The organism is Nitrospirillum guaranorum, assembly GCF_034653275.1.
Taxonomy (GTDB): domain Bacteria; phylum Pseudomonadota; class Alphaproteobacteria; order Azospirillales; family Azospirillaceae; genus Nitrospirillum.
The window spans coordinates 400,151-426,563 of record NZ_JAYEES010000001.1 but is presented as its reverse complement, the minus strand read 5'-3'; the positions used below and the strand labels follow the sequence as shown (position 1 = coordinate 426,563).

Annotated in this window: 21 protein-coding genes; 4 read left to right on the top strand and 17 right to left on the bottom strand. The window is 67.8% G+C overall.

What is annotated here, in order from left to right; genetic code table 11:
• Window positions 1-26: 26 nt before the first annotated feature.
• The 5 genes from UAJ10_RS01620 to hpnI form a co-directional block, all read right to left on the bottom strand.
• The gene (locus UAJ10_RS01620; protein WP_322913583.1) at window positions 27-1,634 is read right to left on the bottom strand and encodes an inorganic phosphate transporter; all 1,608 of its coding nucleotides are present in this window, start codon (window positions 1,632-1,634) and stop codon (window positions 27-29) included.
• A gap of 90 nt (window positions 1,635-1,724) precedes the next feature.
• Complete coding sequence (locus tag UAJ10_RS01615) at window positions 1,725-2,684, bottom strand: lysylphosphatidylglycerol synthase domain-containing protein (protein ID WP_322913582.1); 960 nt, start codon at window positions 2,682-2,684, stop codon at window positions 1,725-1,727.
• An 11-nt stretch (window positions 2,685-2,695) separates the two neighbouring features.
• Complete coding sequence (gene hpnK / locus UAJ10_RS01610) at window positions 2,696-3,592, bottom strand: hopanoid biosynthesis-associated protein HpnK (protein ID WP_322913581.1); 897 nt, start codon at window positions 3,590-3,592, stop codon at window positions 2,696-2,698.
• Window positions 3,593-3,688: 96 nt separating this feature from the next.
• Entirely contained in the window at window positions 3,689-5,113 is a 1,425-nt protein-coding gene (gene hpnJ / locus UAJ10_RS01605) for a hopanoid biosynthesis associated radical SAM protein HpnJ (protein WP_416235332.1), read from the bottom strand.
• Window positions 5,113-6,318, bottom strand: coding sequence for a bacteriohopanetetrol glucosamine biosynthesis glycosyltransferase HpnI (hpnI, locus tag UAJ10_RS01600; RefSeq protein ID WP_322913579.1), 1,206 nt, complete (start codon window positions 6,316-6,318; stop codon window positions 5,113-5,115). The genes hpnJ and hpnI overlap by 1 nt, the downstream gene beginning before the upstream one ends.
• Window positions 6,319-6,708: 390 nt before the next feature.
• Between hpnI and UAJ10_RS01595 the strand changes: the two genes are divergently transcribed.
• Window positions 6,709-7,464 carry an MlaA family lipoprotein gene (locus UAJ10_RS01595; RefSeq protein ID WP_322913578.1) on the top strand — a complete coding sequence of 252 codons (756 nt, stop codon included), beginning with the start codon at window positions 6,709-6,711 and terminating at the stop codon, window positions 7,462-7,464.
• Between the two features lie 103 nt (window positions 7,465-7,567).
• Here UAJ10_RS01595 and UAJ10_RS01590 read toward each other — a convergent pair whose 3' ends face one another.
• From UAJ10_RS01590 to UAJ10_RS01575, 4 genes are all read right to left on the bottom strand, one after another.
• Window positions 7,568-8,227, bottom strand: a complete 660-nt coding sequence (locus tag UAJ10_RS01590; RefSeq protein ID WP_322913576.1) for an ABC transporter substrate-binding protein — start codon at window positions 8,225-8,227, stop codon at window positions 7,568-7,570.
• The gene (dxs, locus tag UAJ10_RS01585) at window positions 8,224-10,134 is read right to left on the bottom strand and encodes a 1-deoxy-D-xylulose-5-phosphate synthase (RefSeq protein WP_322913574.1); all 1,911 of its coding nucleotides are present in this window, start codon (window positions 10,132-10,134) and stop codon (window positions 8,224-8,226) included. The genes UAJ10_RS01590 and dxs overlap by 4 nt, the downstream gene beginning before the upstream one ends.
• A gap of 78 nt (window positions 10,135-10,212) precedes the next feature.
• Entirely contained in the window at window positions 10,213-11,079 is an 867-nt protein-coding gene (locus UAJ10_RS01580) for a polyprenyl synthetase family protein (RefSeq protein ID WP_145748313.1), read from the bottom strand.
• Between the two features lie 231 nt (window positions 11,080-11,310).
• Entirely contained in the window at window positions 11,311-11,583 is a 273-nt protein-coding gene (locus UAJ10_RS01575) for a hypothetical protein (protein ID WP_145616631.1), read from the bottom strand.
• 362 nt (window positions 11,584-11,945) lie between these two features.
• Here UAJ10_RS01575 and UAJ10_RS01570 point away from each other — a divergent pair, with 362 nt between their 5' ends.
• Both UAJ10_RS01570 and UAJ10_RS01565 read left to right on the top strand, forming a co-directional pair.
• The gene (locus UAJ10_RS01570) at window positions 11,946-12,671 is read left to right on the top strand and encodes a response regulator transcription factor (protein ID WP_322913572.1); all 726 of its coding nucleotides are present in this window, start codon (window positions 11,946-11,948) and stop codon (window positions 12,669-12,671) included.
• Between the two features lie 14 nt (window positions 12,672-12,685).
• Window positions 12,686-14,827, top strand: coding sequence for a sensor histidine kinase (locus tag UAJ10_RS01565; RefSeq protein ID WP_322913571.1), 2,142 nt, complete (start codon window positions 12,686-12,688; stop codon window positions 14,825-14,827).
• A gap of 30 nt (window positions 14,828-14,857) precedes the next feature.
• Here UAJ10_RS01565 and UAJ10_RS01560 read toward each other — a convergent pair whose 3' ends face one another.
• From UAJ10_RS01560 to UAJ10_RS01550, 3 genes are all read right to left on the bottom strand, one after another.
• Entirely contained in the window at window positions 14,858-15,184 is a 327-nt protein-coding gene (locus UAJ10_RS01560; RefSeq protein ID WP_040847536.1) for an EthD family reductase, read from the bottom strand.
• A 140-nt stretch (window positions 15,185-15,324) separates the two neighbouring features.
• On the bottom strand, window positions 15,325-17,445 hold the full coding sequence (locus UAJ10_RS01555) for a putative bifunctional diguanylate cyclase/phosphodiesterase (protein ID WP_322913569.1): 2,121 nt from the start codon (window positions 17,443-17,445) through the stop codon (window positions 15,325-15,327).
• A gap of 146 nt (window positions 17,446-17,591) precedes the next feature.
• The gene (locus UAJ10_RS01550) at window positions 17,592-19,292 is read right to left on the bottom strand and encodes a GGDEF domain-containing protein (RefSeq protein WP_322913567.1); all 1,701 of its coding nucleotides are present in this window, start codon (window positions 19,290-19,292) and stop codon (window positions 17,592-17,594) included.
• Between the two features lie 454 nt (window positions 19,293-19,746).
• Between UAJ10_RS01550 and UAJ10_RS01545 the strand changes: the two genes are divergently transcribed.
• Window positions 19,747-20,529, top strand: coding sequence for a 3-hydroxybutyrate dehydrogenase (locus UAJ10_RS01545; RefSeq protein WP_322913565.1), 783 nt, complete (start codon window positions 19,747-19,749; stop codon window positions 20,527-20,529).
• Between the two features lie 178 nt (window positions 20,530-20,707).
• Here UAJ10_RS01545 and UAJ10_RS01540 read toward each other — a convergent pair whose 3' ends face one another.
• From UAJ10_RS01540 to fdhF, 5 genes are read right to left on the bottom strand one after another with little or no spacing between them, the layout of a single operon-like run.
• Window positions 20,708-21,268, bottom strand: a complete 561-nt coding sequence (locus tag UAJ10_RS01540) for an MFS transporter small subunit (protein ID WP_322914485.1) — start codon at window positions 21,266-21,268, stop codon at window positions 20,708-20,710.
• A complete protein-coding gene (locus tag UAJ10_RS01535) occupies window positions 21,190-22,422 on the bottom strand; it encodes an OFA family MFS transporter (RefSeq protein WP_322913563.1) in 1,233 nt (410 codons plus the stop codon). The genes UAJ10_RS01540 and UAJ10_RS01535 overlap by 79 nt, the downstream gene beginning before the upstream one ends.
• Window positions 22,423-22,462: 40 nt before the next feature.
• The gene (locus UAJ10_RS01530; protein WP_322913561.1) at window positions 22,463-22,678 is read right to left on the bottom strand and encodes a formate dehydrogenase subunit delta; all 216 of its coding nucleotides are present in this window, start codon (window positions 22,676-22,678) and stop codon (window positions 22,463-22,465) included.
• The gene (gene fdhD, locus UAJ10_RS01525; RefSeq protein ID WP_322913559.1) at window positions 22,668-23,543 is read right to left on the bottom strand and encodes a formate dehydrogenase accessory sulfurtransferase FdhD; all 876 of its coding nucleotides are present in this window, start codon (window positions 23,541-23,543) and stop codon (window positions 22,668-22,670) included. Before fdhD ends, UAJ10_RS01530 begins: the two co-directional genes overlap by 11 nt.
• Complete coding sequence (gene fdhF, locus UAJ10_RS01520; RefSeq protein WP_322913557.1) at window positions 23,540-26,401, bottom strand: formate dehydrogenase subunit alpha; 2,862 nt, start codon at window positions 26,399-26,401, stop codon at window positions 23,540-23,542. Before fdhF ends, fdhD begins: the two co-directional genes overlap by 4 nt.
• Window positions 26,402-26,413 lie beyond the last annotated feature (12 nt).

Below are 26,413 nucleotides of genomic sequence, written 5' to 3'. Positions count from 1 at the left end.
CAACGCTCCCTTGCCGGCACGCCGGGTCAGAACAAGTGCCGGAACAGCCAGAACAGGCCGCCGGCCAGCGCGATGGAGGCCGGCAGGGTCAGCACCCAGGCCATGGCCATGTTGCGCACCGTGGACCACTGCAGCCCCGACCCGTTGGCCGCCATGGTGCCGGCCACGCCGGACGACAGCACGTGGGTGGTGCTGACCGGCAAGCCGAAGACGTCGGCGGCGCCGATGGTCCCCATGGCCACCAGCTGGGCGGACGCGCCCTGGCCGTAGGTCAGATGCTCCTTGCCGATCTTCTCACCGACGGTCACCACGGTGCGTTTCCAGCCCACCATGGTGCCCAGGCCCAGGGCGATGGCCACACCCACCTTCACCCAGGTGGGGATGTAGCGGGTGGCGTGGTCGTAGCGGCCCAGCAACTCCTTCATCACCGCGCGGTCGTCGTCGTCAAGCAGGGGGAAGCCCTGCTTCTGCAAGCGACGCAACGCCTCGGCCGACAGGTACATGTCGTTGCGCATCTGGCCCTGCGCCACGCTGGACAGGGCGCCGGAGAAACGCAGCTGGTCGGCGATGCTGGCGGTCAGTTCGTGCAGCCCGCCCAGGGTCGCGCTGGTCAAGGTGCCGCTGCGGACGTAATCCTCCACCACCGCGCGGGGGTCGGCCGGCATGCGCTGGGCGTGGCGGCCCAGCACGTCGCCGGCCCGGTCGAAGGTGGCAATGTAGGCGGGCGTGTCGGCGGCGGTGATGCCCCGGTTCAGGCCATAGGCGGCCGGCATGGTGCCGATGAGGATCAGCATGATCAGGCCCATGCCTTTCTGCCCGTCGTTGGAGCCATGGGCGAAGCTGACGCCAGAGCACGTGAGGACCAGCAGGCCGCGTATCCACGCGGGCGGCGGCTTCCGGCCCTTGGGCGCCTGGAACAGCGCCTTGTCCTTGATCAGGCCCCGCATCAGCATCAGCAGCGCCGCCGCGCAGACGAAGCCGACGAGGGGGGAGATCAGCAGCGTCTGGATGATCTTCAGGGCCTGACCCCAGTCCACGCCGCTGGCCGTGGCGCCAGGGGCGGCCATCAGCTGGTTCATCAGGCCGACACCGATGATGGACCCGATCAGGGTGTGGGAGCTGGAGGACGGCAGGCCCAGGGCCCAGGTGCCCAGGTTCCACAGCACGGCCGAAATCAACAGGGCGAAGACCATGGCGAAGCCGGCCTCGCTGCCGACCCGCAGGATCAACTCCACCGGCAGCAGGGACACGATGCCATAGGCCACGGCCCCGGTGGACAGCAGCACGCCAGCGAAGTTGCACAGGCCCGACAGCACCACCGCAGCATGCGCCGGCAGGGAATGGGTGTAGATCACCGTGGCCACGGCGTTGGCCGTGTCATGGAAGCCATTGACGAATTCGAAACCCAGCGCGATCAGAAGCGCCACGCCCAGCAGCACGAAGGGCAGGGCAGACGCCGTGCCCATCCCACGCAGATCGCCCGCCACGTTGATCGCCACATAGCCCGAACCCAAGGCCAGGACCGCCAGCAGCGCCACCGTCCCCAATCGCGCCGCCAACCCACCGGATACGGCGGGCAGAGGCGTCAGGGGGGATTCATCCAACGACGGCTGAAGGACCTCAAGGTGCGCCATGGGTTCAGGCTCCGGTGCGTTAGCCGTTGGCAGCGCGCGACGGCGCCGGAAGATGACGTGCGCCGGGGCGCGGGGCCTTGATCATGATCATCACGCCGCCTTGACTTTGCGAATGGTGGTCCAGGCCACCAGGCCAGGCAGGAAGACCACCAGGTCGCGCAGGCGGCGGGCGGCCGCCAGGGCCAGCGCGGCGGGCGCGTCCAGGCCGAGCGCACCGCCCAGCAGCAAGAAGGCGCCTTCCTGCACCCCCAGGGCGCCGGGCACGACGAAGGCGGCGCTGCTGACGGCCTGGATCAGGCCCTCGATCACCAGCGCCTCGACCAGGCCCATGGGATGGCCCAGCGCCCACAGCGCCAGCCAGATCTCACCGGCGCCCAGGGCCCAGCCCAGCAGCTGCCACAGGAAACAGCCCGTGATGGCGCCGGTGCGGCGGTACATGGCTTTGGAGGCGCGGTCGATGCGGGCGCTGTGCGCCACGATGCCGGCCAGGCGGCCGGACGCCGCCCTGTCCAGCAGGCCGGTGACCTTGGCGAACAGGCCGGCGCGCTGCACCAGGATGAACAGCGCCACCAGCGGCACCATGGCCAGCAGGCCCAGGGTCACCTGGCCGGCGATGCCCACGGGACCCTTGAGCGCCACCAGCAGTCCCACCGCCAGCAGGGAGAAGCCCAGCTGGCTGAGGATGGAAATGGCCATGTCCACCACCAGGCTGGCGGCGGCGGGTGCCACGCGCACCCCGTCCAGGCGCAGGATGCGGAAGGACACGATCTCCCCCCCGATGCGCGCCACAGGCAGCAGGCCGTTGACCGACTCGCGGATCCAGACGTTGCGGGCCATGGCGCCCAGCGAGGGGCGCGTGGCCCCGGGCAGCAGCACCTGCCAGGCCCGGGCATTGGCCACCATGGGCACGGCATGGAACAGGCCCGCCGCCACCAGGCCCACGCCCGCCGTCTTCAGCAGCGCCCACAGAGCGCCGGTGTCCTCGCGGGTGACCAGCACCACGGCCAGGACCAGCCCCAGCAGGGCGAACAGGCGGGCTGCCTTTTCCATCGGGTGCAGGCCTATTCCAGGGTGATGGGCAGATCGCGGAAACCGCCGCGGGGAAAGGCGGCGGCCAAGGCGTTGACCTCGGGATCCAGCAGGGCGGCCAGCTCGTCGCGGTAGCGGTAGCCGGGCGCGCCGCCCGGCACATCATCGCTGACGGCGGGGTGCAGGTAGATTTCCGTGACGCCGGCCGGCAGGCGGGCCAAGGCGCCGCGCAGCTTGTCGGCCGTGACGGCACCGGTCCACGCCAGGCCCAGCACCTGGTCGGGGGCGGCCAGGCCGGCGCGGCGCACCTTGGCGCGCAGCAGCTTGGCCCAGGGGCCGGTGACGTGGTGCAGGCCCAGGTCGGCCCGGGGCGTCACCGCCCGGATGAGGTCGGCGGGCTCCACCGGCACCCGCATGGCGCGGGCCCCGTGACGGCGCGCCGCGTCCAGCAGAACGCGCCCCACGGTGGGGTGCAGGTGATAGTGCTTATGGGCGTTGACATGGTCCAGCGGCAGCCCGGTGGCGCGGAAGGCCTGGAACTGCGCCTCCACCTCGGCCGCGACCTGGGCCGCGACCTTGGGCCGGAAGAAGATGGACGCCCCGACCTTGGCCAGGTCGTTGCGGAATAGCCCGTCTGGCCCCACCAGGTCGGGAATCCGCTCGGGCGGCAGGAAGGGCTTGCCGTCCACCAGTACGACGTGCAGGCCCACAGCCAGGCTGGGCTGGGCATGGGCCAGCGCCACCGCCGCGTTGGCGGCGGCCCCGGCCACCATCAGGCTGGCGGCGGTCAGGATGCCATTGAGGTGGGCGTCGATGACGGCGGCGTTGACGGCGGCCGACAGGCCGAAGTCATCCGCCGTAACGATCAGGCGCCGCCCCGATCCCCCATGGCTGGGGGTCGCGGCGGCGCCCGGTGTGGATACGGACATGGGAAAGTGTGTCCTGAACCCGAGATAGTGGGCGCCGCATCGATCCCGATGATGGACGGCGGGATCGATGCCGGCGCCGGTGCTTGAGAACCGGTATTAGGCGGCGTTGCGGCGTTCGCGCAGGAACTGCCAGAACTCCACGCCCTCGCGCAGGCGGCGCTTCATCATGTCCCGGTCACGGACCATCTCGCCGACGATGGAGGCGATCTTGCCGCTGCGGAAGTAGAACTTCTTATAGAAGGTCTCAACCGAGCCGAAGATCTCGGAGTGGCTCAGGTGGTCGTAATGCAGCGGGGCGATCTGCACGCCGTGCTCATCCACCAGCTCGGCGTTCGCGTCGTCCAGCCAGCCGTTCTCGATGGCCTGCTGGTACAGGAAGGTGCCGGGGTACGGGGCGGCCAGCGAAACCTGGATGGTGTGCGGGTTGATCTTGGCCGCCCACTTGATGGTTTCCTGGATGGTTTCCTTCGTCTCGCCGGGCAGGCCCAGGATGAAGGTGCCGTGGATCTGGATCCCCAGCTCATGGCAGTCCTTGGTGAACTTCTCAGCCACCTCGACGCGCATGCCCTTCTTGATGTTGTGCAGGATCTGCTGGTTGCCGGACTCGTAGCCGACCAGCAGCAGGCGCAGGCCGTTGTCGCGCAGCACCTTCAGCGTCTCACGCGGCACGTTGGCCTTGGCGTTGCACGACCAGGTGATGCCCAGCTTGCCCAGCTCCTTGGCGATGGCCTCGGCGCGGGGCAGGTTGTCGGTGAAGGTGTCGTCGTCGAAGAAGAATTCCTTCACCTGCGGGAAGTTCTTCTGCGCCCACGCCATCTCCTCCACCACATGGCCGACGCTGCGGGTGCGGTAGCGGTGGCCGCCGACGGTCTGGGGCCACAGGCAGAAGGTGCAGCGCGACTTGCAGCCACGGCCGGTGTAGATGCTGAGATAAGGCGCCTTCAGGTAACCAATGAAGTACTTCTCGATTTCCAGGTCGCGCTTATAGACCGGGGTCACCCACGGCAGGCTGTCCATGTTCTCGAGGATCTCGCGGTCCTCGTTATGGACGATCACGCCCTCGGAATTGCGGAAGGACAGGCCCTTGATGTCCGACCACTTCTTGCCGTCGGCCACGTCCTTGATGGTGAAGTCGAATTCGTTGCGGGCGACGAAGTCGACGATGGGGGCCTGGGCCAGGCTCTTATCGGCCTCGACCGCCACCTTGGCGCCGATCAGGCCGGCCTTCAGGTTGGGGTTGACGGCCTTCAGCGCCTCGATCGTCGCCACGTCCGACTTGAACGACGGGGTGGAGGTGTGCAGCACCACCATGTCGAAGTCTTTGATCTGCGCCGTGATGTCGGACAACTTGGTCTTGTGCGGCGGGGCGTCGATCAGCTTGCTGTTCTCGATCAGCGCCGCCGGCTGGGCCAGCCACGTCGGATACCAGAAAGACTTGATCTCGCGGCGCGCCTGGTAGCGCGAGCCGGCGCCGCCATCAAAACCGTCGAAGGAAGGCGCCTGAAGAAATAGCGTCCGCATCATGACCCACCATTTTCGCCGACCGGCACCATTGTGCCGTCGGATTTGACCGAAAAGCGCTGTCCGCGCCAACTCACACGTCGAATGCCAAAGCTGGCAACGAACACCAAAAATGACAAGACGTCTCTGATCAATCCAGGCCATCGCGGCCGGGACCGTGTGATCCGTGCATCAATCGTCACCTGAAGCACGAGACGGGCGGCGACCGCAAGCCCCAGCAGCAGCAGGGACCACGCATGCCAGCCCGCGAAAATTGCGCCGAGGAGCGCCAGGGGCACCGGATGGGTGACGATGGAACCGGCGTAGCCCCCGGGGTCCAGGCCCCGGATGGTGCGGGCCCAGCGCAGTTCATGGTCCAGCACGGCGCCAAGGCTGGACTCGGGCGCCAAGTGCGCCACCACGAAAGGTGGCACGGCCACAGCCAGCCCCAGCGCGCGCACCGCCATGCCCATGGCATGGTCGTCCGCCAGGATGTCGCGGAAGGCGGCAAAGCCGCCGATGCGCCCCAGCGTCTCATCGGTCAGGGCGATGGTGGAGCCGAAGCAGGGCTTGGCCAGCCCCAGGCGCAGGCCCACCAGCACGTTGGGCAGGAAATGATGATCCACCGCCCGGGCCGCTTGGTCCTGCCAGAAGGACCCAGCCTCCACCGGATCGCCCCGGTAGAGACAGGTGACCAGGCCCACGCCCGGGCGCGACAGGGCGCCCACCACCCGCGCCAGGTAATCGGGACCCACGGCGATGTCGCTGTCGGCCAGCACCAGCACCTCGTGCCGGGCAACCGCCATCAGGTTGATGACGTTGGAAATCTTGGCGTTGGCACCATGGCGGGTGGTATCGACCACCAGATCCAGGCGCACCGGGCCGCCCGCCGCCTCAAGCTCGGCGATCAGGTCTTTCACGATGGCGATGGCGGGATCGTCAGGGGCCTGGACACCGCACACCACCTGCACTGGCCCCGCGTATTCCTGGGTGGTCAGCGCCCGCAGGCGGGCCGCCAGCCCCGGCTCGGCCCCGTGCAGGGGCTTCAGCACCGTCACCGCCGGCGCACCGGCACCCGGTTCCGCCCCTCCCGGCGCGAAGAAGCGCTGGGCGCTGTCCGCCGCCACCAGGGTGTAGAGCGTGCCCACCGCGGACATCGCCCCGAACCCCCAGCCCAGGGCGTCGGTCAACAGGGTGCCCAGGGTGTCGGTGGACGGAAACGGCATGCCGTGCGGAACTCTCAAATAGAAGCGGCCCGGCGGCCCGGTCCGATGATGTCTCTGTGCCTCAGGTCTTAACGTAAGCGCGGCGCACACGCCAGCGAACGTCGCCGCGATGCGAATCACCGCTGCATTGCGATACACCGAACGCAAATGCGCATCCTGTGACGGCGGACATAGCCCCACCCGTCACACGCGTTATTGCCTTTGCCGGTCATCCGTCGACCGGCATATTGCGCTGCACGCTCCGATATTACACTTCGGGAGTGCATTTCCAATCATGGTGGGCGACACCATCCTTTGTTATCCAAAGTGTCGCACCCCTGGCGTCGTCGCCCCCAACCGGGCAGGCGGCGCGGTCTCCGGTTCCGCATCCCGCAGGAAAGTATGGCCAGCATGATCAGACAGTCCCGCGCGGCCCTGGCCGCCTGCCTCCTGATGGGCTTCATGCTCGCCGGCTGCGCCGCGCCGCCCAACGGCGGCCGTGACGAGCTGGGCGTGGTGGAACCCTGGGATCCGCTGGAGAACGTGAACCGGGTCACCTTCGACGCCAACATGTGGCTGAACGACAACGCCGTCGGCCCGGCGTCGCGGGCCTACCGCGACGTGGTGCCGGAGTATGTGCAGCTGCGCCTGCGCCACGGAATCGAGAACCTGGGCGAGCCGCTGATTTTCGGCAACGACCTGGCCCAGGCGCGTGTGAAGGCGGCCTTCACCACCTTCTGGCGCTTCGTCTTCAACAGCACCATCGGCCTGGCGGGCATGTACGACGTGGCGACGGACATGGGCCTTAAGCGCCAAACGGGCGACTTCGGCCAGACACTCTATGCCTGGGGCGTGCGGCAGAGTCCTTATTTCGTGTTGCCCCTGTTCGGGCCCTCCACGGTGCGTGACGGCGTGGGCCTGGGCGTGGAGATGTGGGCCGACCCCACCGGCCGCGTGTTCGACCACGCCGACGGCGGCGACGCCAACTACGCCATCGGCGTGGTGGGTGGTCTGGACAAGGCCCGCAACCTGGATACCCTGGACGAGCTGCGCAAGGGCACCATCGACTTCTACGCCCTGTTGCGCAGCGTGTGGCTGCAGAACCGCCAGGCCGCGCTGGATGAGGCCATTGGCGTGACCACCAACAACATGCCGGCGATTCCCTAAGTTTATTGGCCCTCAACGGCCGGCCGGCCGATCGCGCAAGAAAAGGCCCGGCCTTTCCTCACGGGAAAGGCCGGGCCTTATTTCAAGCGGCGGCGCGAGAGGGTCAGGCGCCGGCCAACAGCTTTTCCGCCTGCTGCTGCAGGCCCTGGATCAGGGCGTCGGCGCCGCCCTGCTGGACGGCGGCGGAAAACTCCGAGCGCCGCGTGGCCAGCTGGCTGATGGTGCCATTGAGATAGACGTCCACGATGCGGACTTGGTCGCCCTGGCCGCGCATCAGGTAATTCAGCGGCACCGGCGGCTGGCCGCTGGGGGTCAGCTTGGTCTCGACGATTTTGTCGGCCCCGCGCGCCTTGGGCGTGGGGTCGACGTCGAAGACCTCACCGTTGAAGCCGTCGAACTGGTTGGCGTATGTGGCCACCGTCACCTTGGTGAAGGCGTCGATGGCGCCTTTCTGCTGGTCCGGCGTGAACTTCTCCCACGCCGGGCCCACGGCCAGGCGGGTCATGGTCGCCAGGTCGAAGGTCGCCTTGATCACCGGGTCCAGCTTTTCCGCGCGGCCCTTCACGCCCAGCTGCTTCGCCTGCTTCATACCGCTCAGCAGGGTGTCGTAGAAGCCCTTGACCTTGGCCACCGCCGGATCGGCGGCTTCCGCCGTAGCTGCGGCCTGCTGGGCCAGGGCCGGCAGCGACGTGCCGGTCATGGCCAGGGCCACGAACGCCGCGGCGATGGCTTTACCCTTGAACGCGGTGACCTTGGTCGTCATGCGGTCCTCACCTGAGCGTTGGCCCCCAGCGCCTTGAGCACGGTGTCGACGATGCCGTTGGCGTTGAGGCCGGCCTCGTCATACTGCTTGGCCGGGTTGTCGTGTTCCTGATAGCGGTCGGGCAGCACCATGGGACGGAACTTCAGGCCGCTGTCGAACAGCCCCTCCTCCGCCAGGAACTGCATGACCTGCGCGCCGAAGCCGCCCACCGAGCCTTCCTCAATGGTGATCAGCACCTCGTGCTCAACCGCCAGCCGGCGCACCAGTTCCTTGTCGATCGGCTTGGCGAAGCGCGCGTCCGCCACCGTCGTCGACAGGCCCCGCGCCGCCAGGTCCTCCGCCGCCTTGCACGCCTCGCCCAGGCGGGTGCCCAGGCTGAGGATGGCCACCGTGTTGCCCTCACGCACGATACGGCCCTTGCCGATGGGCAGCACCGCGCCCTTCTCCGGCATCTCCACGCCCACGCCCTCGCCGCGCGGATAGCGCAGCGCGATGGGGCCGGCGTCATAGGCCACGCTGGTCGCCACCATGTGCACCAGCTCCGCCTCGTCCGCCGCCGCCATCACCACCATGTTGGGCAGGCAGCACAGGTAGGCCAGGTCGAACGCGCCCGCGTGCGTGGCGCCGTCCGCCCCCACCAGGCCCGCCCGGTCCATGGCGAAGCGCACCGGCAGATTCTGGATCGACACGTCGTGCACCAGCTGATCGTAGCCGCGCTGCAGGAAGGTCGAGTAGATGGCCACGAAGGGCTTGTACCCCTCCGTCGCCATGCCCGCCGCGAACGTCACCGCGTGCTGCTCGGCGATGCCCACGTCGAAGGTGCGCGTGGGGAAGGCCTGCCCGAACAGGTCCAGTCCCGTACCCGACGGCATCGCCGCCGTGATCGCCACGACCTTGTCGTCGGCCTTGGCCTCCTTCATCAGGGCGTCGGCGAAGACCCGCGTGTAGGTCGGCGCGTTCGCCTTGGCCTTGGCCTGGGCGCCCGTCACCACGTCGAAGCGGCCCACCGCGTGCAGCTTGTCGGCCGAGGCCTCCGCCGGGGCGTAGCCCTTGCCCTTCTGCGTCACCGCGTGGATCAGCACCGGACGGCCGTTCGGCTCATCCCGGATGTTCTCCAGGATGGGCACCAGCTGGTCCAGGTCGTGCCCGTCGATGGGGCCGACGTAGTAGAAGCCCAGCTCCTCGAACAGCGTCCCGCCCATGACCATGCCGCGGGCGTATTCCTCAACCCGACGCGCCGCGTTCTGCAGCGGCCGGGGCAGGTGTTCCGCCACCTGCCGGCCGATGTCCCGCAGGTGCCGGTACTGGCTGCTGCTGACCAGCTTGGCCAGGTAGCCCGACACCGCACCCACAGGCGGGGCGATCGACATGTCGTTGTCGTTCAGGATCACCACCAGGCGCGAGCCCAGGGCGCCCGCGTTGTTCATGGCCTCGTACGCCATGCCGGCGGAGATCGACCCGTCGCCGATCACGGCGATGACGTGGTTGTTACCCCCCGCCAGATCACGCGCCACCGCCATGCCCAGGCCCGCCGAGATGGAGGTGGAGCTGTGCGCGGCGCCAAACGGGTCGTATTCGCTCTCCGACCGGCGGGTGAAGCCCGACAGGCCCCCGCCCGCGCGCAGGGTGCGGATGCGGTCGCGCCGCCCCGTCAGGATCTTGTGCGGGTAGGCCTGGTGACCCACGTCCCAGATGATGCGGTCCGCCGGCGTGTCGAACACGTAGTGCAGCGCCACCGTCAGTTCCACCACGCCCAGGCCCGCACCCAGGTGCCCGCCCGTCACCGACACCGCGTCGATGGTCTCGGACCGCAGCTCGTCCGCCACCTGACGCAGCTGCTCAGGACGCAGCGCGCGCAGGCGCTCAGGCGTCGGACACTGGTCCAACAACGGGGTCTTCGTCGCCATTCATCGGCTCCCAAATAATTCTAACCGACCTCTTGCGGGCCGGTGACAGACAAACACTTTTGCACAGATCGTGATAAATCACGACTCTCGGTCGATAAGCATAAAGGGCAGGCCGCGCAACGAATCCGCCGCCGAACCGAAACCATCCAGACGGGCCGCCGCTTGCTCAGCCAGTTCCACCACCTTGGCACGGGCGGCATCCAGGCCCAGCAAGGAAATCAGGGTCGCCTTGCCCTGCGCCTCATCCTTGCCGACGGTCTTGCCGGCCTTGCCGGCGTCGCCGGTGGCGTCAATAAGATCGTCGGAGATCTGGAAGACAAGGCCGAAATCCGCGGCGTAGTCACGCAGCAGGGCGCGTTCCGCCTCGCTGGCGCCACCCAGGATGGGGCCGGCCTCGCAGCAGAATTCGAACAGCGCGCCCGTCTTCAGCTTTTGCAGGGTCAGGATTTCGTCGTAACCGAAGTCGGAATTCGGCGCTTCCATATCCATCATCTGGCCGCCGATCATGCCCAGCGTGCCGCCGGCCTGGGCCAGCTTGGCGATCAGGGCGCAGCGGACGCCCGCGTCGGCGTGGGCCGCCGGCTGGGACAGCACCTCGAACGCCAGGGTCAGCAGCGCGTCACCGGCCAGCAGGGCCGTCGCCTCGTCGAACTGGACATGGGTGGTGGGCTTGCCGCGGCGCAGGGTGTCGTCATCCATGCAGGGCAGGTCGTCATGCACCAGACTGTAGGTGTGCACCATCTCCACCGCCGCGGCGGCCTGCAGCCAGTTGTCCTCGGACACGCCGAACAGGGCGGACGACGACTTCACCAGGAAGGGGCGCAAACGCTTGCCGCCGGCGAACACGGCGTAGCGGGCGGCTTCCTGCACCCGGCCGATGTAGCGGGCGGGGGTGGGCAGCAGCGCCTCCATGCGCTGTTCGGTCTGGCGCGATGCGAGGCCCATGGCCTCCAGCAATTCACGACCCGAGGGGTAACGGCCCGAGGAAGAGGGTGCGGCGGAAGAAACTAGGCCGGTCACTTGAAGAAACCTCGAAGATGATGACGCGTCGTATAAGCTGGGCACACTCCGCCAGCCATCTGCCAGTGTCAATTACTGGCGACCGCAGGGCGCCGTTGCGTCGCACGTAACAAGAGGTTCGCCAGGAATGAACACGCCGGCGATGGTTCCGGGAAATTATTCGACCAGACTGGGCTTGGCGGTGTCGGCCGACACAGACGAAACCGATGGAGACTCGGCGGCCTCATCATACGGCAGGTCATCCGGCACGGTCCGGGCCGGCCAGCGCTCAGGCCAGGGACCGGTCAGCAGGGCGGCCACGCTGTCCGCCTCCAGCATGCCGCCCCGACGGATCCACAGGTCGCGCTCAGGACCCGAGGGCACACTGGCGGCAACGCGATAGCATTGCTCGGCGGCGCGCAGCAGCGTCCATTGCTTCGCCTGACCCATCGATGACACCCCGATGATCCAGCCTTGGCACCGGCGCGGCCGACGGACTGGTTCTTTTGGCGCCCGCCCGTCCGAGCTGGCGACCTTTTTCGTGAAGAGATGAAGGTAAACAACCGGGCCGTCTGCGGCAACGCCCTTCATGCCACCGGGGGCTGAAATCCGCCCGCGATAGCGCACATACCCGCCAGAAATCGAGGCGGCACGCATCGTATTGCTATAAAATTAATGAAAAATTAGAATGCGCCTCAGAATAGTTCCAGCGGCGGGGCCGATCTGGGGGCGCGGCCCAAAAAATTTGTAACCGAACCATCGCTAAAACCTTTTAATAGAAAAGATTTTCTATGGCAGACCTGGATGCGAGCGTGGGAGTCGTCGCCCCGCGCGTGGTTTTGGTGGAAGACGATGTGGACCTTCGGGAATTACTGGCCCACTGCCTGAGTAGCCAAGGCTTGGCGGTCACGACGGCGGGGTCGGGCCTGGAGTTGTACCAGCAGATCGCCAAGGAGCCGGCGGACATCGTCATCCTGGACATCGGCCTGCCCGACCAGGATGGCTATGCCATCGCCAGCTTCCTTCGCGCCAACACCAACATGGGCCTGATCATCCTGACGGCCCGGTCGCGGGTGGACGATAGGCTGAAAGGCTTCACCAGCGGCGCCGACCTGTACTTCGTGAAGCCGGTGGATTGCCGGGAGCTGGCCATCGCCGCCACCAACCTGGCGCGCCGCCTGGCAGCCGGGCCGGACGTCAACGATCTTCCCACCCTGCAGGCCCCCTCCTCCAGCGAACCCTGGGTGCTGGACAACGCGCGCTGGTCCATCCTGTCGCCGCGTGGCCTTCCCGTGCGCCTGACGGCCAAGGAATTCGACCTGGTGGTGGCCCTGACCCAGGACCCGGGCCGGGCGGTGGACCGCACCGCCCTGCTGGAAATGCTGGACTACGCCAACACGGTGCAAGGCAGCCGGGGACTGGATGCCCTGGTCAGCCGCCTGCGCCGGAAAATCGAGGCCGCGGTGGGTGAGGCCTTCCCCATCCAGACCGTCCATGCCAAGGGTTACCTGTTCTCCGCCCCCATCAAGCAGCTGTAGTCGCCCACCGCGCCATGACCGTCACCGCCCAGCCCCCCGTAGCGCCCGCCTGGCGGCGCCCCAGCGGATGGCCAAGGGGCGGCCGGCCATGGGGCGTCTGCTTATGGCTGTGCATCGTCGCCGTGGCGCTGCTGTGCGCCCGGCCCGCACAAGCGGCAACGGGCCCCGACGGCTGGACGGCGGCGCCACTGCGCCTGGGGGCCGAAACGCGGACGCTGCCCATCGCCGGCCACCTTGAATTCCTGGTCGACCCCGATGGGTCGCTGACACTGGCCGACGTGACGGCCGGCGAGGCCAGCCGCCGCTTCCAGCCCCTGGCCGGCAACCTCAACCGCGGCTTCACCCTGACCGACACCTGGGTCAGGATGCGCGTCGCGCGGGCCCCGGAGAGCAACGACACCTGGTACCTGGAGCTGCTGCCCAGCTTCCTCGACACGGTGGAAACCGACGTCGCCTACACGGCGGCGGACGCGCCACCGCCGCCGGCCGAGGCCTATGTGAGGACGGTGCAGGGCGACAGCGAGCCCACAGCCAACCGCATGCTGCGCTTTCGCAGCTTCACCCAGCCGCTGGTGTTCGATGGCGCCAGCCAGGCCTGGATCTACGTCCATGTCCACACCACCAGCGCCACCATCCTCAGCGGCCAGATCTATCGCCTGATCCCGCTGATGAACCATGTCAGCGTGCAGTCCATCTGGTTGGGCTTCGTGCTGGGCATGGCGGTGGCTGTGCTGATCTCCAACCTGATCCATAGTTATTGGCTGCAGGAACGGGTTTACTTCTACTATGCCCTTTACCTGATCAGCCTGATCGGCCTGGCCTTCGGATCTTTCGGCGCGCTGGCGCAAATCCTGCCCGGGCCCGCGCCCAAGCTGGCCAACCTCATCACCGGCACCAGCGTGTGCGGCGGCATCCTGGCCGGCGCCCTGCTGACGGAGGAGTTCCTGAACCTGCGGCGCACCCTGCCGCTGATCAGCCTGTTGAACCGTATCCCCATCATCCTGGGCGCCCTGGGCATCGTCGCCACCTTCGCCGGCTATTACACGATGGCCGGCGCCACACTGGCCACGGTGACATCGGCCTATATGTTCATCTATATCGGCAGCGCCATCCGGCTGGCGCGGCGAGGCCACCCCGGCGCCCTGATGTACAGCCTGGCCTTCGGCTCCGCCTGCATGGCCGCGCTGATGGGCTTCATGCGCACCCTGGGCGTGATCCCCGAGATCAGCCTGACCGAGGCGGCGTCGCAGGCGGCGTCGCTGGTGCACATGATCCTGATGAACATCGCCATCGCGTCACGCGTGCGCCGGTCGGAAAGGGAACGGAAGGAGGCGCAGGCCGCCGCCCTGTCGGCCTCCGTCCATGCCGAGCAGCGGGCCTTGGACATGGTGGCGCTGCGCACCCGGGAGCTGTCGGCCGCCAAGGAAAGCCTGGAGGAGGCCCTGGCCGCCGAGCGCCAGGCGGTGCGCGAGCAGATCCAGTTCATCGACATGGTATCGCACGAATACCGCACGCCGGTGTCCATCATCCGCACCGGCATCGACATCCTGCACATCAAGGGCTCCGCCGCCTTGGCGGAAGGCGCCAAGGGCCATGACCTGCTGAAGCGCATGGGCCGGGCCGTGGACCGCCTGGTGGAGATCATCGAGGTGGGCCTGCGTCGCGAGACCGACCGGTCGCCCGGCCTGCACCTGGAAACCCACTCGCTGATCCTGGAAGAGGTGGTGGCCGACGCCGTCCGGTCCCTGCGCGCCTCCCACCCCGAGCAGGCGGTGCGGGTGGAGGGCGAGGTGCCGAACGAGATTCAGGGCGACCCGGCCCTGCTCAAGACATCCATCCTCAACCTGCTGGAAAATGCCGCCAAGTACGGCCCACCCGGCCAGCCCATCCGGGTGGAACTGGCCCAGACGGCCACGCGCAGCACCGTGCGGGTGATCGACGCCGGCGCCGGCGTGCCCCCCGCCGACCGGGAGCGCATCTTCGGCAAGTTCGTGCGCCTTTCCTCGGCCGAGCGCATCCCCGGCATCGGCGTGGGCCTTTACCTGGTGCGGCGCATCGCGGAGCTGCACGACGGGCGGGCCTACTACGACCACACCCGCCTGGACGGCTGCTGCCTGGTGGTGGAACTGGCGAACGCCCCGCTGCCCCGGGGATAGGGCCCCAGGATAGGGCGGGGGGACTGCGGATCAGCCGCGGCCGGCGCCCACCACCACCTCACTCACCTGGATGGTGGGCGACAGGGTGGTGTAGTTGGCGATGTCGGCCACGATCTCCTCGGCTACGGGCCCGAAGGCGGCCCAGAAGCTATCGGCGGACTCGGCGAAGATGTGGCACATGGCGACATAGGCCGGCGCTTCGCTGGGCGGGGCACCGGTCAGGCCCTTGTCCACCGTGTAGAACAGGCAGGCGGCCCCCAGCTTTTCCTGGACCAGCGGCATGTGGCGGTCCCTGTAGTAATCGTGGTCGAAGCGGGCGCCGGGTTCGTTGGCGTACAACACGCTGACTTTGATCATGGCGTCGTCCTGGCTCTGGTTCAGGCTATGGGGTTCAGGCTATGGGATGCGCCAAGGTACGCCGGCGGCGGAAGCCGGCGTATTGTCCTATGGTTGTATGGCCGCTTCACTTTTCTTCGGCGCGGGCCTTGGGGCCGGGATCAGCCCTTCAGGAAGTCGCGCTCAAGCAGATCCACCGGCATGGGTCGGGCGAACAGGAAGCCCTGGACCTCGGCGCAGCCCTGCTGGGCCAGCCAGTGCCACTGCTCCTCCGTCTCCACGCCCTCGGCCACGGTCTTGAGGCCGAAGCTGCGCGAGAGATCCAGCACCGCCGTGGCGATGGCGGTTTCGGCGGGGATGTCGTTCACGAAGGAGCGGTCCAGCTTCAGCGCCGTCACCGGCAGGCGGCGCAGATAGGCCAGCGACGAATAACCGGTGCCGAAATCGTCGACGCTGATGCCCACGCCCAGGTCCCGCAGCCGGGCCAGCAGCGCCTCGCTGTGGTCCAGGTCGCGCATCATGCTGGTCTCGGTGATCTCGATGTTCAGCAGCTCGGGCGGCAGGTAGGACTTGGCCAGGCAGTCAGCCACCAGGTCGACCAGTCCCGCCTCTTGCAACTGGCGGGCGGAGACGTTGACGGAAACGGGCACGGCGTGCCCCGCCGCCAGCCAACGCGCCGCCTGTTCGCAGGCCGTGCGCAGCACCCAGGCGCCGATGGGCACGATCAACCCGGTTTCTTCCGCAAGCGGAATGAAATCGCCGGGCATGACCAGCCGGTCCGGTTTCTGCCAGCGCAGCAGCGCTTCCACCCCGCTGAGCTTGCGGGTCAGCGTCTCCAGCTTGGGCTGGTAGTAGAGGACGAACTGGTTTTCCTCGATGGCGCGGCGCAACGCCGTCTCGTTGTGCAGGCGGGCCACCGCGCGGTCCATCATCTCCCGCGCGAAGAAGCGGTAGCGCCCGCCGCCGGCCGCCTTGGCCGTGCACATGGCGACGTCGGCGCCGCGCAGCAGCGGCTCGGGGTCGCGCCCGTCGCCGGGGAACAGCGCCATGCCCACGCTGGCGGTCAGCGTCACGGAATGGCCGTCGATGGCATAAGGGGCGGCCAAGGTGTCCAGGATGCGTTCCGCCAGGCGGGCCGCCATCTCCGGCTGGGCGATGTCCTCGGCCACCACGGCGAATTCGTCGGCGCCCAGTCGCGCCACGCTGTCGCCGGCGCGCAGCACGCTGGTCAGGCGAGCCCCCACCTCGCGCAGCACGCGGTCGCCCACGTCCAGGCCATAGCTTTCGTTGACGGTCTTGAACCGGTCCAGATCCAGGTGGAAGACGGCGACGTGGTAGCCCGCACGCTCCGCCTTGGGCAGGGAACGGCCCAGCTCCTCCGTCAGCAGCACGCGGTTCGGCAGGCCGGTCAGCAAATCGCGCGTCGCCATGCGGCGCTGCGCCTCCTGACTGGAGGCCAGGCGGGCCAGCAGTTCATTGGTGCGGGCGGCGATGTAACCCAGCTCATCCCGCTCATGCCCCGCGGGCAGCGGCAGGGCCGTTTCCATGGGACGGTCGGGATCGATGCGCGAAATGGACCGGCCCAGGCCGAACAGCGGCCGGGTCACGTAGCGGTGCAGCACCGCCACCAAGGCCAAGCCCAGCAGCAGGTTGCGCAGCACGCCGCTGACCAGGCCGGTGCCCGCCAGGATTAGCAGGTCGCGGGCCAGGACCACCGGGTCCAGGTCCAGGCGCAATTCGCCGATGACCTCGCCATTGGGACTGTTGGGCTGGCGCAAGGGGCGGCGGATGGTGGACAGGTCGCCGAACACCAGGCGCGACAGCGGCCCCGTCAGCCAGCCGTCCTGCGCCGGCTTGCGCCGCACACCGGCCAGCCGCTCATTGTCCTTCAGCAGGATTTCCACACCGGACACGGCGTGGAGCTTCAGGTTGTCCATGATGACCTGGTTGGCCAGCTGGGCATCCAGGTTCCACGCGGCGATGGCGGCGCTGCCCTCGACCTGGGCGGCGATGTCATCAATGATGGTGAGGACCTTTTCACGCTCACGGCTGGCGGCCCAGCCGATCTCCACCGCGGAAAAGGCGAAGCCGATCAGCAGGGCGGCCAGGGCGCCGCGCACGCCTTCCTTGAACGACAGGGAGGACCAGAACGACCAATGGAACCGGGAACCGGCCACGCGGGGATCGTCGTCGCCCCCGCCGTGGCCCGGCGCGCCACCGGAAGCAGCGGCAGCCCGCGAATCGTCATGGGCGCCGGCGCCGTCCGTCGGAGCGCCGCCCATGCCCGCCGCAGCGGCGCCAGGGCCGGCCGGATCACCCGCCGAGTGGTGGAAAGAGTACCTGACCAATGAGAGTAGCGCCCCAAATGTCTTATGTTCCGGCCGGCGCCCCAAGACACCCGGGGCCGGCCGGCTGACGGCCGCATCCGTCATCCTGCCACCAGGAACAGGTTGTCGGGCGCCGCCTTCGCCGCAGTTTTATGGACGGCGATCAGTTCCACAAGTGTTTCCAGGCCCGGACGGGCCGCGCCGGCCATAAGCTGCACCATGACGGCGCTGACGCGCAGCAAGGGATAGCGCCGCACCCGCCCCTCACGGTCCTTGGCCTCGAACCACCCGCGCTCCCGCGTTTCCACATCATAAAGGCTCTCGGCGTCGGAGCGGAAGCGGCCCAGGAAGGCCACCAGCCGCTCGCGCATCCGGTCGGCGGTCAGGCCGCTGCACGACAGGAAGAAATCATCCCCGCCGATGTGGCCGGCGAACCCGCCGAGGGCGGAGGCCTGGACCTTCAACTGCTCACTGAACATCAGGATGGCGCGATCACCCTGGCGGAAACCGAAGTAGTCGTTGAACGGCTTGAAGTTGTCGAAGTCCAGGTAGACCAGCACATGGTCCCGCTCGCCATCCGCCACCAGCGCCTCCACCTGGGCGGTGATGGCGTTGTTGCCGGGCAGGCGGGTCAGCGGGTTCTGGTCCACCGCCGTGGCCAGGCGGTGTTCGTGCAGCAGGCGCACCAGCGACTGGCTGCTGAGGAAGCCGACATACTCGCCGCCCTCGACGATGATGACGCCGTCGCTGTCCGCCGCCTCGGCGAACAGCTCGATCACGCGTTCCAGGGGCGTCCCGATGTCGCAGACCGGGCAGGGGATGACGAAATCCTTCAGCGTGTTGCCGAAGGCGCGGTTGCGCAGGATTTCCGTGCCGTAGCGCGAGTAGACGAAGGGCTTGAGGTGGCGTTCGCGAATCAGGCCGCGCGGCACGCCCGCCCGGTCCACCACCGGCACCACCGGCGGGGCGGCCAAATTGCCGAAATATTCCAGCAGCTTGGCCTTGGGCGCCTCCAGCGGCAGGGGCGCGATGCGCTCAATCAACTCGAACAGGCGTTGGCGGGCGTCGGACGGGCGTCGGCGGTCGCTGCGGGTCAGGGACTCGGCGATCTCACTGGCCTCGGCCAGCAGGCCCACGCCCGGACGGCCCAACAGGAAGCCCTGGGCATGGTCGCAGCCCAGATCCCGGCAAACATAGAACTCGCGCGAGGTTTCCACACCCACGGCGATGGTGGCCAGGCCCAGGGCGTGGGCGCTGCCGATCAATTGGCCCAGCAAGGCGCGCTTGGCCTGGTCGCCGTCCACGCCGCTGACGAAGGCGCGATCGATCTTCACATAGCTGGGTGGGCTGGCCAGCAGGCGCTGGAAATCCGCCACGCCCACGCCGAAGCGGTCGAAGGCGATGTCGACGCGGCCCCGCCGGTCGCCACCGTCACGGCCGGCACGGGTGGGAACGGGCCCCGTGCCCGTCGTCTCATAGACAAGGTGCACCTGTTCCCCCTGCGCCGGGGGCGGCACCAGGCCCTGGGCCAGGGGATGGATGTTCAGGAACAGGCGCACCTCGGCCGTGCCACCGGCCGCCAGGAACGCGGCCACGGCGGCCGCCTGGATGTGCGCCTCGAGCGCCGGCAGCGCGCCCTCGTCCGCTGCCGCCTGGAACAAGGCGGCCAGGCTGGTGAAGCCCGCGGCCTCCCACCCGCGCAATAGGGCCTCATGCCCATGCACGCGCGCCGTGCGCATCTGCACGATGGGTTGGAAGACGGGATGCAGGTGCGCCACAACGTCGCGCCAGCGGGCCGGCAAGGCGACGGGCCCCTCCCCCGCCGGCGGGACGGCAGGCGGCGGCGCTGAGGATCCGGCGGCCGGACGCCCCTGGGTTCCCTGCCGGGGGATGCCGGTCTCTCGCTCTTCAGGCATCAAGATCAAGGAGGGATCGGACCTTCAGGCCGCAATAAAGAGTGTGTTCTTCAGTAATATCCGTAGACGGTGACAGTTATGTGATGACCCGGCAACCGTTGATGCGCGGGCGCCGCATGCCAGGACGCCGGTGCACCAGAACCGAATGCCGTCATTTGTAGATTTCGGCGGCAATCGGCCTATGACAACGGCTTAGGCCGTGGGCGGGGCTTTCGGCGGCGCACACATGGCCTTATATCAGGGGCGGCACACCAGGCACATGGGGCGGTCGCCACGGTCGGCCGCGCGATGTCAACGGAATCGAGATTCACACGAACATCCTCAACTTACAGGGGTAGTCATGCTGAAGGGTAAATCCGCCGTCGTCACCGGTTCCACCAGTGGGATCGGCCTGGGCATCGCCCGCGTCCTGGCCTCCAAGGGCGTCAACATCATGCTGAACGGCTTCGGCGACGCGGCGGAGATCGAGAAGATCCGCGGCGGTCTGGAAAGCGAGTTCGGCGTGCGGGCCGCCTACAACGCCGCCGACATCTCCAAGCCGTCCTCGATCAAGGAGATGATCGACACCACGGTGGAAACCTTCGGATCCATCGACGTGCTGGTCAGCAACGCCGGCATCCAGTACACGGCGGCCATCGAGGATTTCCCCGAGGACAAGTGGAACGCCATCATCGCCATCAACCTGTCCGGCGTGTTCTGGGGCATGCACTACGCCCTGCCCTACATGAAGAAGCAGGGCTGGGGCCGGCTGATCAACATCGCCTCCGCCCACGGGCTGGTCGCCAGCCCGCACAAGGCGGCCTATGTCGCGGCCAAGCACGGCGTCGTCGGCCTGACCAAGGTGGCGGCCCTGGAAACGGCCGAGATCGACATCACCGCCAACGCCATCTGCCCCGGCTGGGTGCTGACGCCGCTGGTGGAAAAGCAGATCAAGGACATGGCGGCCAAGGACGGCATCAGCGAGAAAGATGCCGAATTGAAGCTGCTGTCGGAAAAGCAGCCGTCCAAGAAGTTCACCACGCCGGAAGAGCTGGGCGAACTGGCCGCCTTCCTCTGCACCGACGCCGCGGCCCAGATGACCGGCGTCCCGCTGCCCATGGATGGCGGCTGGACGGCGCAGTAAGCAGCCTTCCTCCGTGTTCAGAAGCCCGCGACGGCGAGCGCTGGAGATCACCAGACGTGTAGGACCGGTATCGGAGAATGCACGGCCCGGATGGGTCCGCGTGCCGGTTGAGGGAAACACAGCAATTCGGGGCGCGTCCATCGCTGGACGCGCCCCTTGTCATTGAGACCAACCGCGCTCAGTTGAACAGCGTGGCCGCCTTCTGCACGATGATCCAAACGCCCCACAGAATGGGCAGGCCCACAGCCAGCCAGGCCAGCATCGCCGGACCGCTCAGTCCGCCCCGGCCTATACCGAAGGACCCGGTGGCGCCAGAGGCGCTGGCCGCCTTGGCCTGCAGGGCCGCGACCTCTGTATCGCTCATGAACCATTTGGGCGACAACGGCTTGACCGCCAGGTTGCACAGCAAGCCCACGGCCAGGAATACCGCCAGCACATAGAAGGTGATGTCGTAGACCCGGTCCTCCGGCACGCCCAGCGCCAGGTTGGCTTCACGGACATAGCCGATCAGCACCGGCCCGATGACCCCCGCAACCGACCACGCCGTCAAAAGCCGGCCGTGGATGGCGCCCACGAACTGCGTCCCGAAAATGTCCGCCAAATAAGCGGGCACGGTCGCGAAGCCACCGCCGTACATGGTCAGGATGATGCAGGTGGCGATCACGAAAGGCGCGACACCGTTGCCATGGGCCAAGGTGGGCGCCACGGCGTAGAGGGCGATACCCAAAGCGAAAAATATGAAATAAGTGGGCTTGCGGCCGATCCGATCGGAAAGCGAAGCCCAGAAAAGCGTCCCCCGATATTGAACAGCGACAGCAGGCTGGCAAAGACGGCGCCGATAGTCTTCACCGCCGTCTGCTGCGCGGGGTCCAGCTGCTTGAAGCTCAGTTCCGGATGGCCGATCAACCGCCCTCCGAAAATGTCCTGCAGCATGGGTGCCGCCACGGCCAGCACACCGATGCCGGCACTGACGTTCAGGCATAACACCGCCCAGATCAGCCAGAACTGCTTGGTCTTATGGGCATCGCGCAGATGAACGTTGCCGTGGGTAACCAGGGCCTTCTGCGCGGTGGCGGGCGGCGTCCAGCCTTCCGGCCGCCAACCGGCCGGCGGAACGCGATAACCGAAAGCACCCGCCAGCATGACCAGGAAATACAGGGCGGCCATGACCAGGAAGGTCTGCCAGACACCCACGTCGTTTGGGCCCTTGAAATGATTCATCAGCATGTTGGCCAAGGGTGAGCCGATCATGGCGCCGCCGCCGAAGCCCATGATGGCCATACCGGTGGCCATGCCCCGCCGGTCGGGGAACCATTTGATGAGGGTGGAGACGGGCGAAATATAGCCCAGGCCCAGGCCGACACCGCCGATCACGCCACTGAGCCACACCAGCCAGAGTTGATGGACGATGATGCCGACCGCCGCCACGGCCATGCCACCACACCAGCAACAGGCGGCGGCGACACCCGCCTTGCGCGGGCCGACCCGTTCCAGCCAACCGCCCCACAGCGCCGCTGAGGAGCCGAGAAAGATGATGCAGATGGTGAACAGCATCTGCACATCGGCGCGACGCCAGTCACACGTCGTGGTGACCAGGTCCGCCCAGAGGCCAAGGTCCCCACAGACCACAGGCTGGGTGATGCCCAGCGCCTGGGTCAAAGGCACCCAAAACACGCTGAACCCATAAACCATGCCGATGCACAGGTGGATAGCGAGCGCCGCCGGCGGCACCAGCCACCGGTTGAAACCCGCCTTCGCGACGATCCTTTCCCGATCGAGGATCGAGCCGGACGAGCTTCCGCCCGTGCGGCCCGAAGTTGCCACACTCATTGACGTCTCCCGCTTTATTTTATGGACAACCAAAAACAGATGGCGTCCTTTCAGGAGCGCCACCGATCCCCCCGGTGTACTGTTTTTATTCTACACATATAGTCTAATTTACTTTGGGCAAACTTTCCACCGCCTTCAGCACCTCCGGATCCAATCCGCCGCCGCCCTGGGCCACATGGGCCTGGATCGCCTTGCGCATCCGGGGTTCCCAGAACTTGGCGATGTGGTTGGCGATGCCGGCCGCCGCCTTGTCGCCCGGCTGGGTGGTGAAGAATTTGCCGATTTGATTGGCCATGTAGACCAGCTTGTCAGGCGACATGCCGTGTATTCCCTTGCTTCATGTCAGCCCCGTCGCCCGGCACGATCCGGCCGGCATGGGTGAAAACCTCGAACCCGTCGCGCCGGGCCACCGCCACCAGGGTGATGCCCGCGGCCTCGGCCGTGCGGATGGCCAGGGCGGAGGGGGCGGAGACCGCCACCAGCACCGGCACGCCCATGGCCGCCGCCTTCTGCACCAGCTCTACCGACACCCGGCTGCTCATCACCACCAGGCCGGACGCGGCGTCGACGCCGCCCCGGATCAGGGCGCCGGCCAGCTTGTCCAGCGCGTTGTGCCGGCCCACGTCCTCGCGCACCGCCACCATGCCGGTGCCCGGACGCCAGAAGCCGGCGGCGTGGACGGCCCGCGTCTCCTCGAACAGCGGCTGATGGTTGGCCAGGTCGTCGCGCGCTGTGGCCACTTGGGCCGCATCGATGGTGAAACCCGGCGGCACCACCGGCAGGGCCCGTGTCGCCTCCGCCAGGCTTTCCAGCCCGCACAGTCCGCAGCCCATGGGCCCGGCCAGGCGCCGCCGTCGGCGTTCCAGCGCCTCACCCGGGGTCTGGGCCAGCCACAGCCGGACGTTCACCCCTTCCGGCACCACCACCAAATCCAGGTCGGCGATGTCCGCGCGGCCGGTGATGATGCCTTCGGTCACGCTGAAGCCCAGCGCGAAGTCTTCCAGGTCGCGCGGCGTCGCCATCAGCACGGCGTAGGCCGCGCTGTCGTAGCTGATGGCCACGGCCGTCTCCTCCGCCACCACGCGCGTCCCCTCCAGCGGGATGCCGTCGCGCCAGGCGACGCGGGTCGCGGGCCGGCTGGCAGCGGGTAATGCTTGGGGAACCGGCGTCACGCGGTCCATCATTCGGCGGCATCCGTGCCGACGATGCGGCGGCTGAGGTCGCTGTGGGTCTTGTACTTCTCCTGCCAGTCGGACGGGCCGTTGCTGGGGCTGACCTGCACCGCCGTCACTTTGTACTCGGGGCAGTTGGTGGCCCAGTCGGAATAGTCGGTGGTGATCACGTTGGCCTGGGTCATGGGGTGATGGAAGGTGGTGTAGACCACGCCGGGCGACACCCGGTCGGTGATCAGGGCGCGCAGCGTGGTTTCGCCCGCGCGGCTTTGCAGCTTTACCCAGTCGCCGTCGCGCACGCCACGGTTCTCCGCGTCGTGCGGGTGGATCTCCAGCCTGTCCTCCTTATGCCATTCGCTGTTGGCCGTGCGCCGGGTCTGGGCCCCAACGTTGTACTGGCTGAGAATGCGGCCGGTGGTCAGCAACAGGGGGAAGCGGGCACCAGTGCGCTCGTCCGTCGGGATGTATTCCGTCAGCACGAACTTGCCCTTGCCCCGGGCGAAGCCGTTGATGTGCATGATGGGCGTGCCGTCCGGCGCGTCATCGTTGCAGGGCCACTGGACGGAGCCGCGCTCGTCCAGCATCTGGTACGTCACGTTGCGGAAGCCCGGGGTGGTGGCCGCGATCTCCGCCATGATCTCCGCCGGGTGGCCGTAGTTCATGGGATAGCCCAGGGCGTTGGACAGCAACTGGGTGATTTCCCAGTCGGCGTAGCCGTTGCGCGGCGGCATGACCCGGCGCACGCGGTTGATGCGCCGTTCCGCGTTGGTGAAGGTGCCGTCCTTCTCCAGGAAGGTGGAGCCGGGCAGGAAGACGTGGGCGTAGTTGGCCGTCTCGTTCAGGAACAGGTCCTGCACCACCACGCATTCCATGGCCTCCAGGCCGGCGGTGACGTGATGGGTGTCGGGGTCGGACTGCACGATGTCCTCGCCCTGGACGTACAGGCCCTTGAAGGTGCCGTCGACCGCCGCGTCCAGCATGTTGGGGATGCGCAGGCCCGGCTCCCTCTCCAGGGTCACGCCCCACATGTCCTCGAAGATGGCGCGGGTGGCGTCGTCGTGGACATGGCGGTAGCCCGGCAGCTCATGGGGGAAGGAGCCCATGTCGCAGCTGCCCTGGACGTTGTTCTGGCCACGCAGCGGGTTCACGCCCACGCCGCGCCGGCCCAGGTTGCCCGTGGCCATGGCCAGGTTGGCGATGGCCATGACGGTGGTGGAGCCCTGGCTGTGCTCCGTCACGCCCAGGCCGTAGTAGATGGCGGCATTGCCGCCGGTGGCGTAGAGGCGGGCGGCGGCGCGCAGCTCGGCCGCCGGCACGCCGGTGTACTCGGCGATGGCCTCCGGGCTGTGCCGGTCCTCGGCGACGAAGGCCGCCCAGTCCTGGAATTCATCCCAATCGCAGCGCTCGCGCACGAAGGCCTCGTTCACCAGGCCTTCGGTGACGATGACGTGGGCCATGGCGGTGACCACGGCGACGTTGGTGCCGGGACGCAGCGGCAGATGGTGGGCCGCCTGCACATGCGGGGTCTTCACCAGGTCGATGCGGCGCGGGTCCACGACGATCAGCTTGGCGCCCTGGCGCAGCCGCTTCTTCAGGCGGGAGCCGAACACCGGATGGCCGTCGGTGGGGTTGGCGCCGATGACTACGACGACGTCGGTGTCCTCGACACTGTCGAAGTCCTGCGTGCCGGCGGAGGTGCCGTAGGCCGTGCCCAGGCCATAGCCGGTGGGGGAGTGGCAGACGCGGGCGCAGGTGTCGACGTTGTTGTTGCCGAAGCCGGCGCGCACCAGCTTCTGCACCAGGTAGGTTTCCTCATTGGTGCAGCGGGAGGAGGTGATGCCGCCAACCGAGGCGCGGCCGTATTTCTCCTGGATGCGCTTGAACTCCGACGCAGTATAGCTGATGGCCTCTTCCCACGACACTTCCCGCCATGGATCGGTGATCTTGGACCGGATCATGGGCTTCAGGATGCGCTCGCGATGGGTGGCGTAGCCCCAGGCGAAGCGGCCCTTCACGCAGGAATGGCCCCGGTTGGCGGCGCCGTCCTTGTAGGGGACCATACGCACCAGCTCGGTCCCGCGCATCTCCGCCTTGAAGCTGCAGCCCACGCCGCAATAGGCGCAGGTGGTGACGACGGAATGCTCCGGCTGGCCGATCTCGATGACCGACTTTTCCATCAGGGTGGCGGTGGGGCAGGCCTGGACGCAGGCGCCGCAGCTGACGCACTCGCTGTCCATGAAATCCTCATCCATGCCGGCCGAGACCTTGCTGGCGAAGCCCCGGTCCTGGATGGTCAGCGCGAAGGTGCCCTGCACCTCCTGACACGCCCGCACGCAGCGGGAACAGACGATGCACTTCGATGGGTCGAAGGTGAAGTAGGGGTTGGAGGTGTCCTTGGCCTGGCCCAGGTGGTTGGCCCCCTCCATGCCGTAGCGCACCTCGCGCAGGCCCACGGCGCCCGCCATGTCCTGCAGCTCGCAGTCGCCGTTGGCGGCACAGGTCAGGCAGTCCAGCGGGTGATCGGAGATGTACAGCTCCATCACCCCCTTGCGCAGGCGCTTCAGCCGTTCGGTCTGTGTCGACACCACCATGCCCGGGGCCACCGGCGTGGTGCAGGAGGCGGGGGTGCCCGGCCGGCCCTGGATTTCCACCAGGCACAGCCGGCAGGACCCGAAGGCGTCCAGCGTGTCGGTGGCGCACAGCTTGGGAATGGTGACGCCGCTGTCCATGGCGGCCCGCATGATGGAGGTGCCCTCCGCCACCCTCACCGTCTCGCCGTCGATGGTCAGGGTGACCATCTTGGCGTCGGTGTCGCCCTTCAGGCCGCGGGGATGCGGGGTGCCGTAGTCGATCTCAGGAACCAAGCCCATGGCCGGACCCTC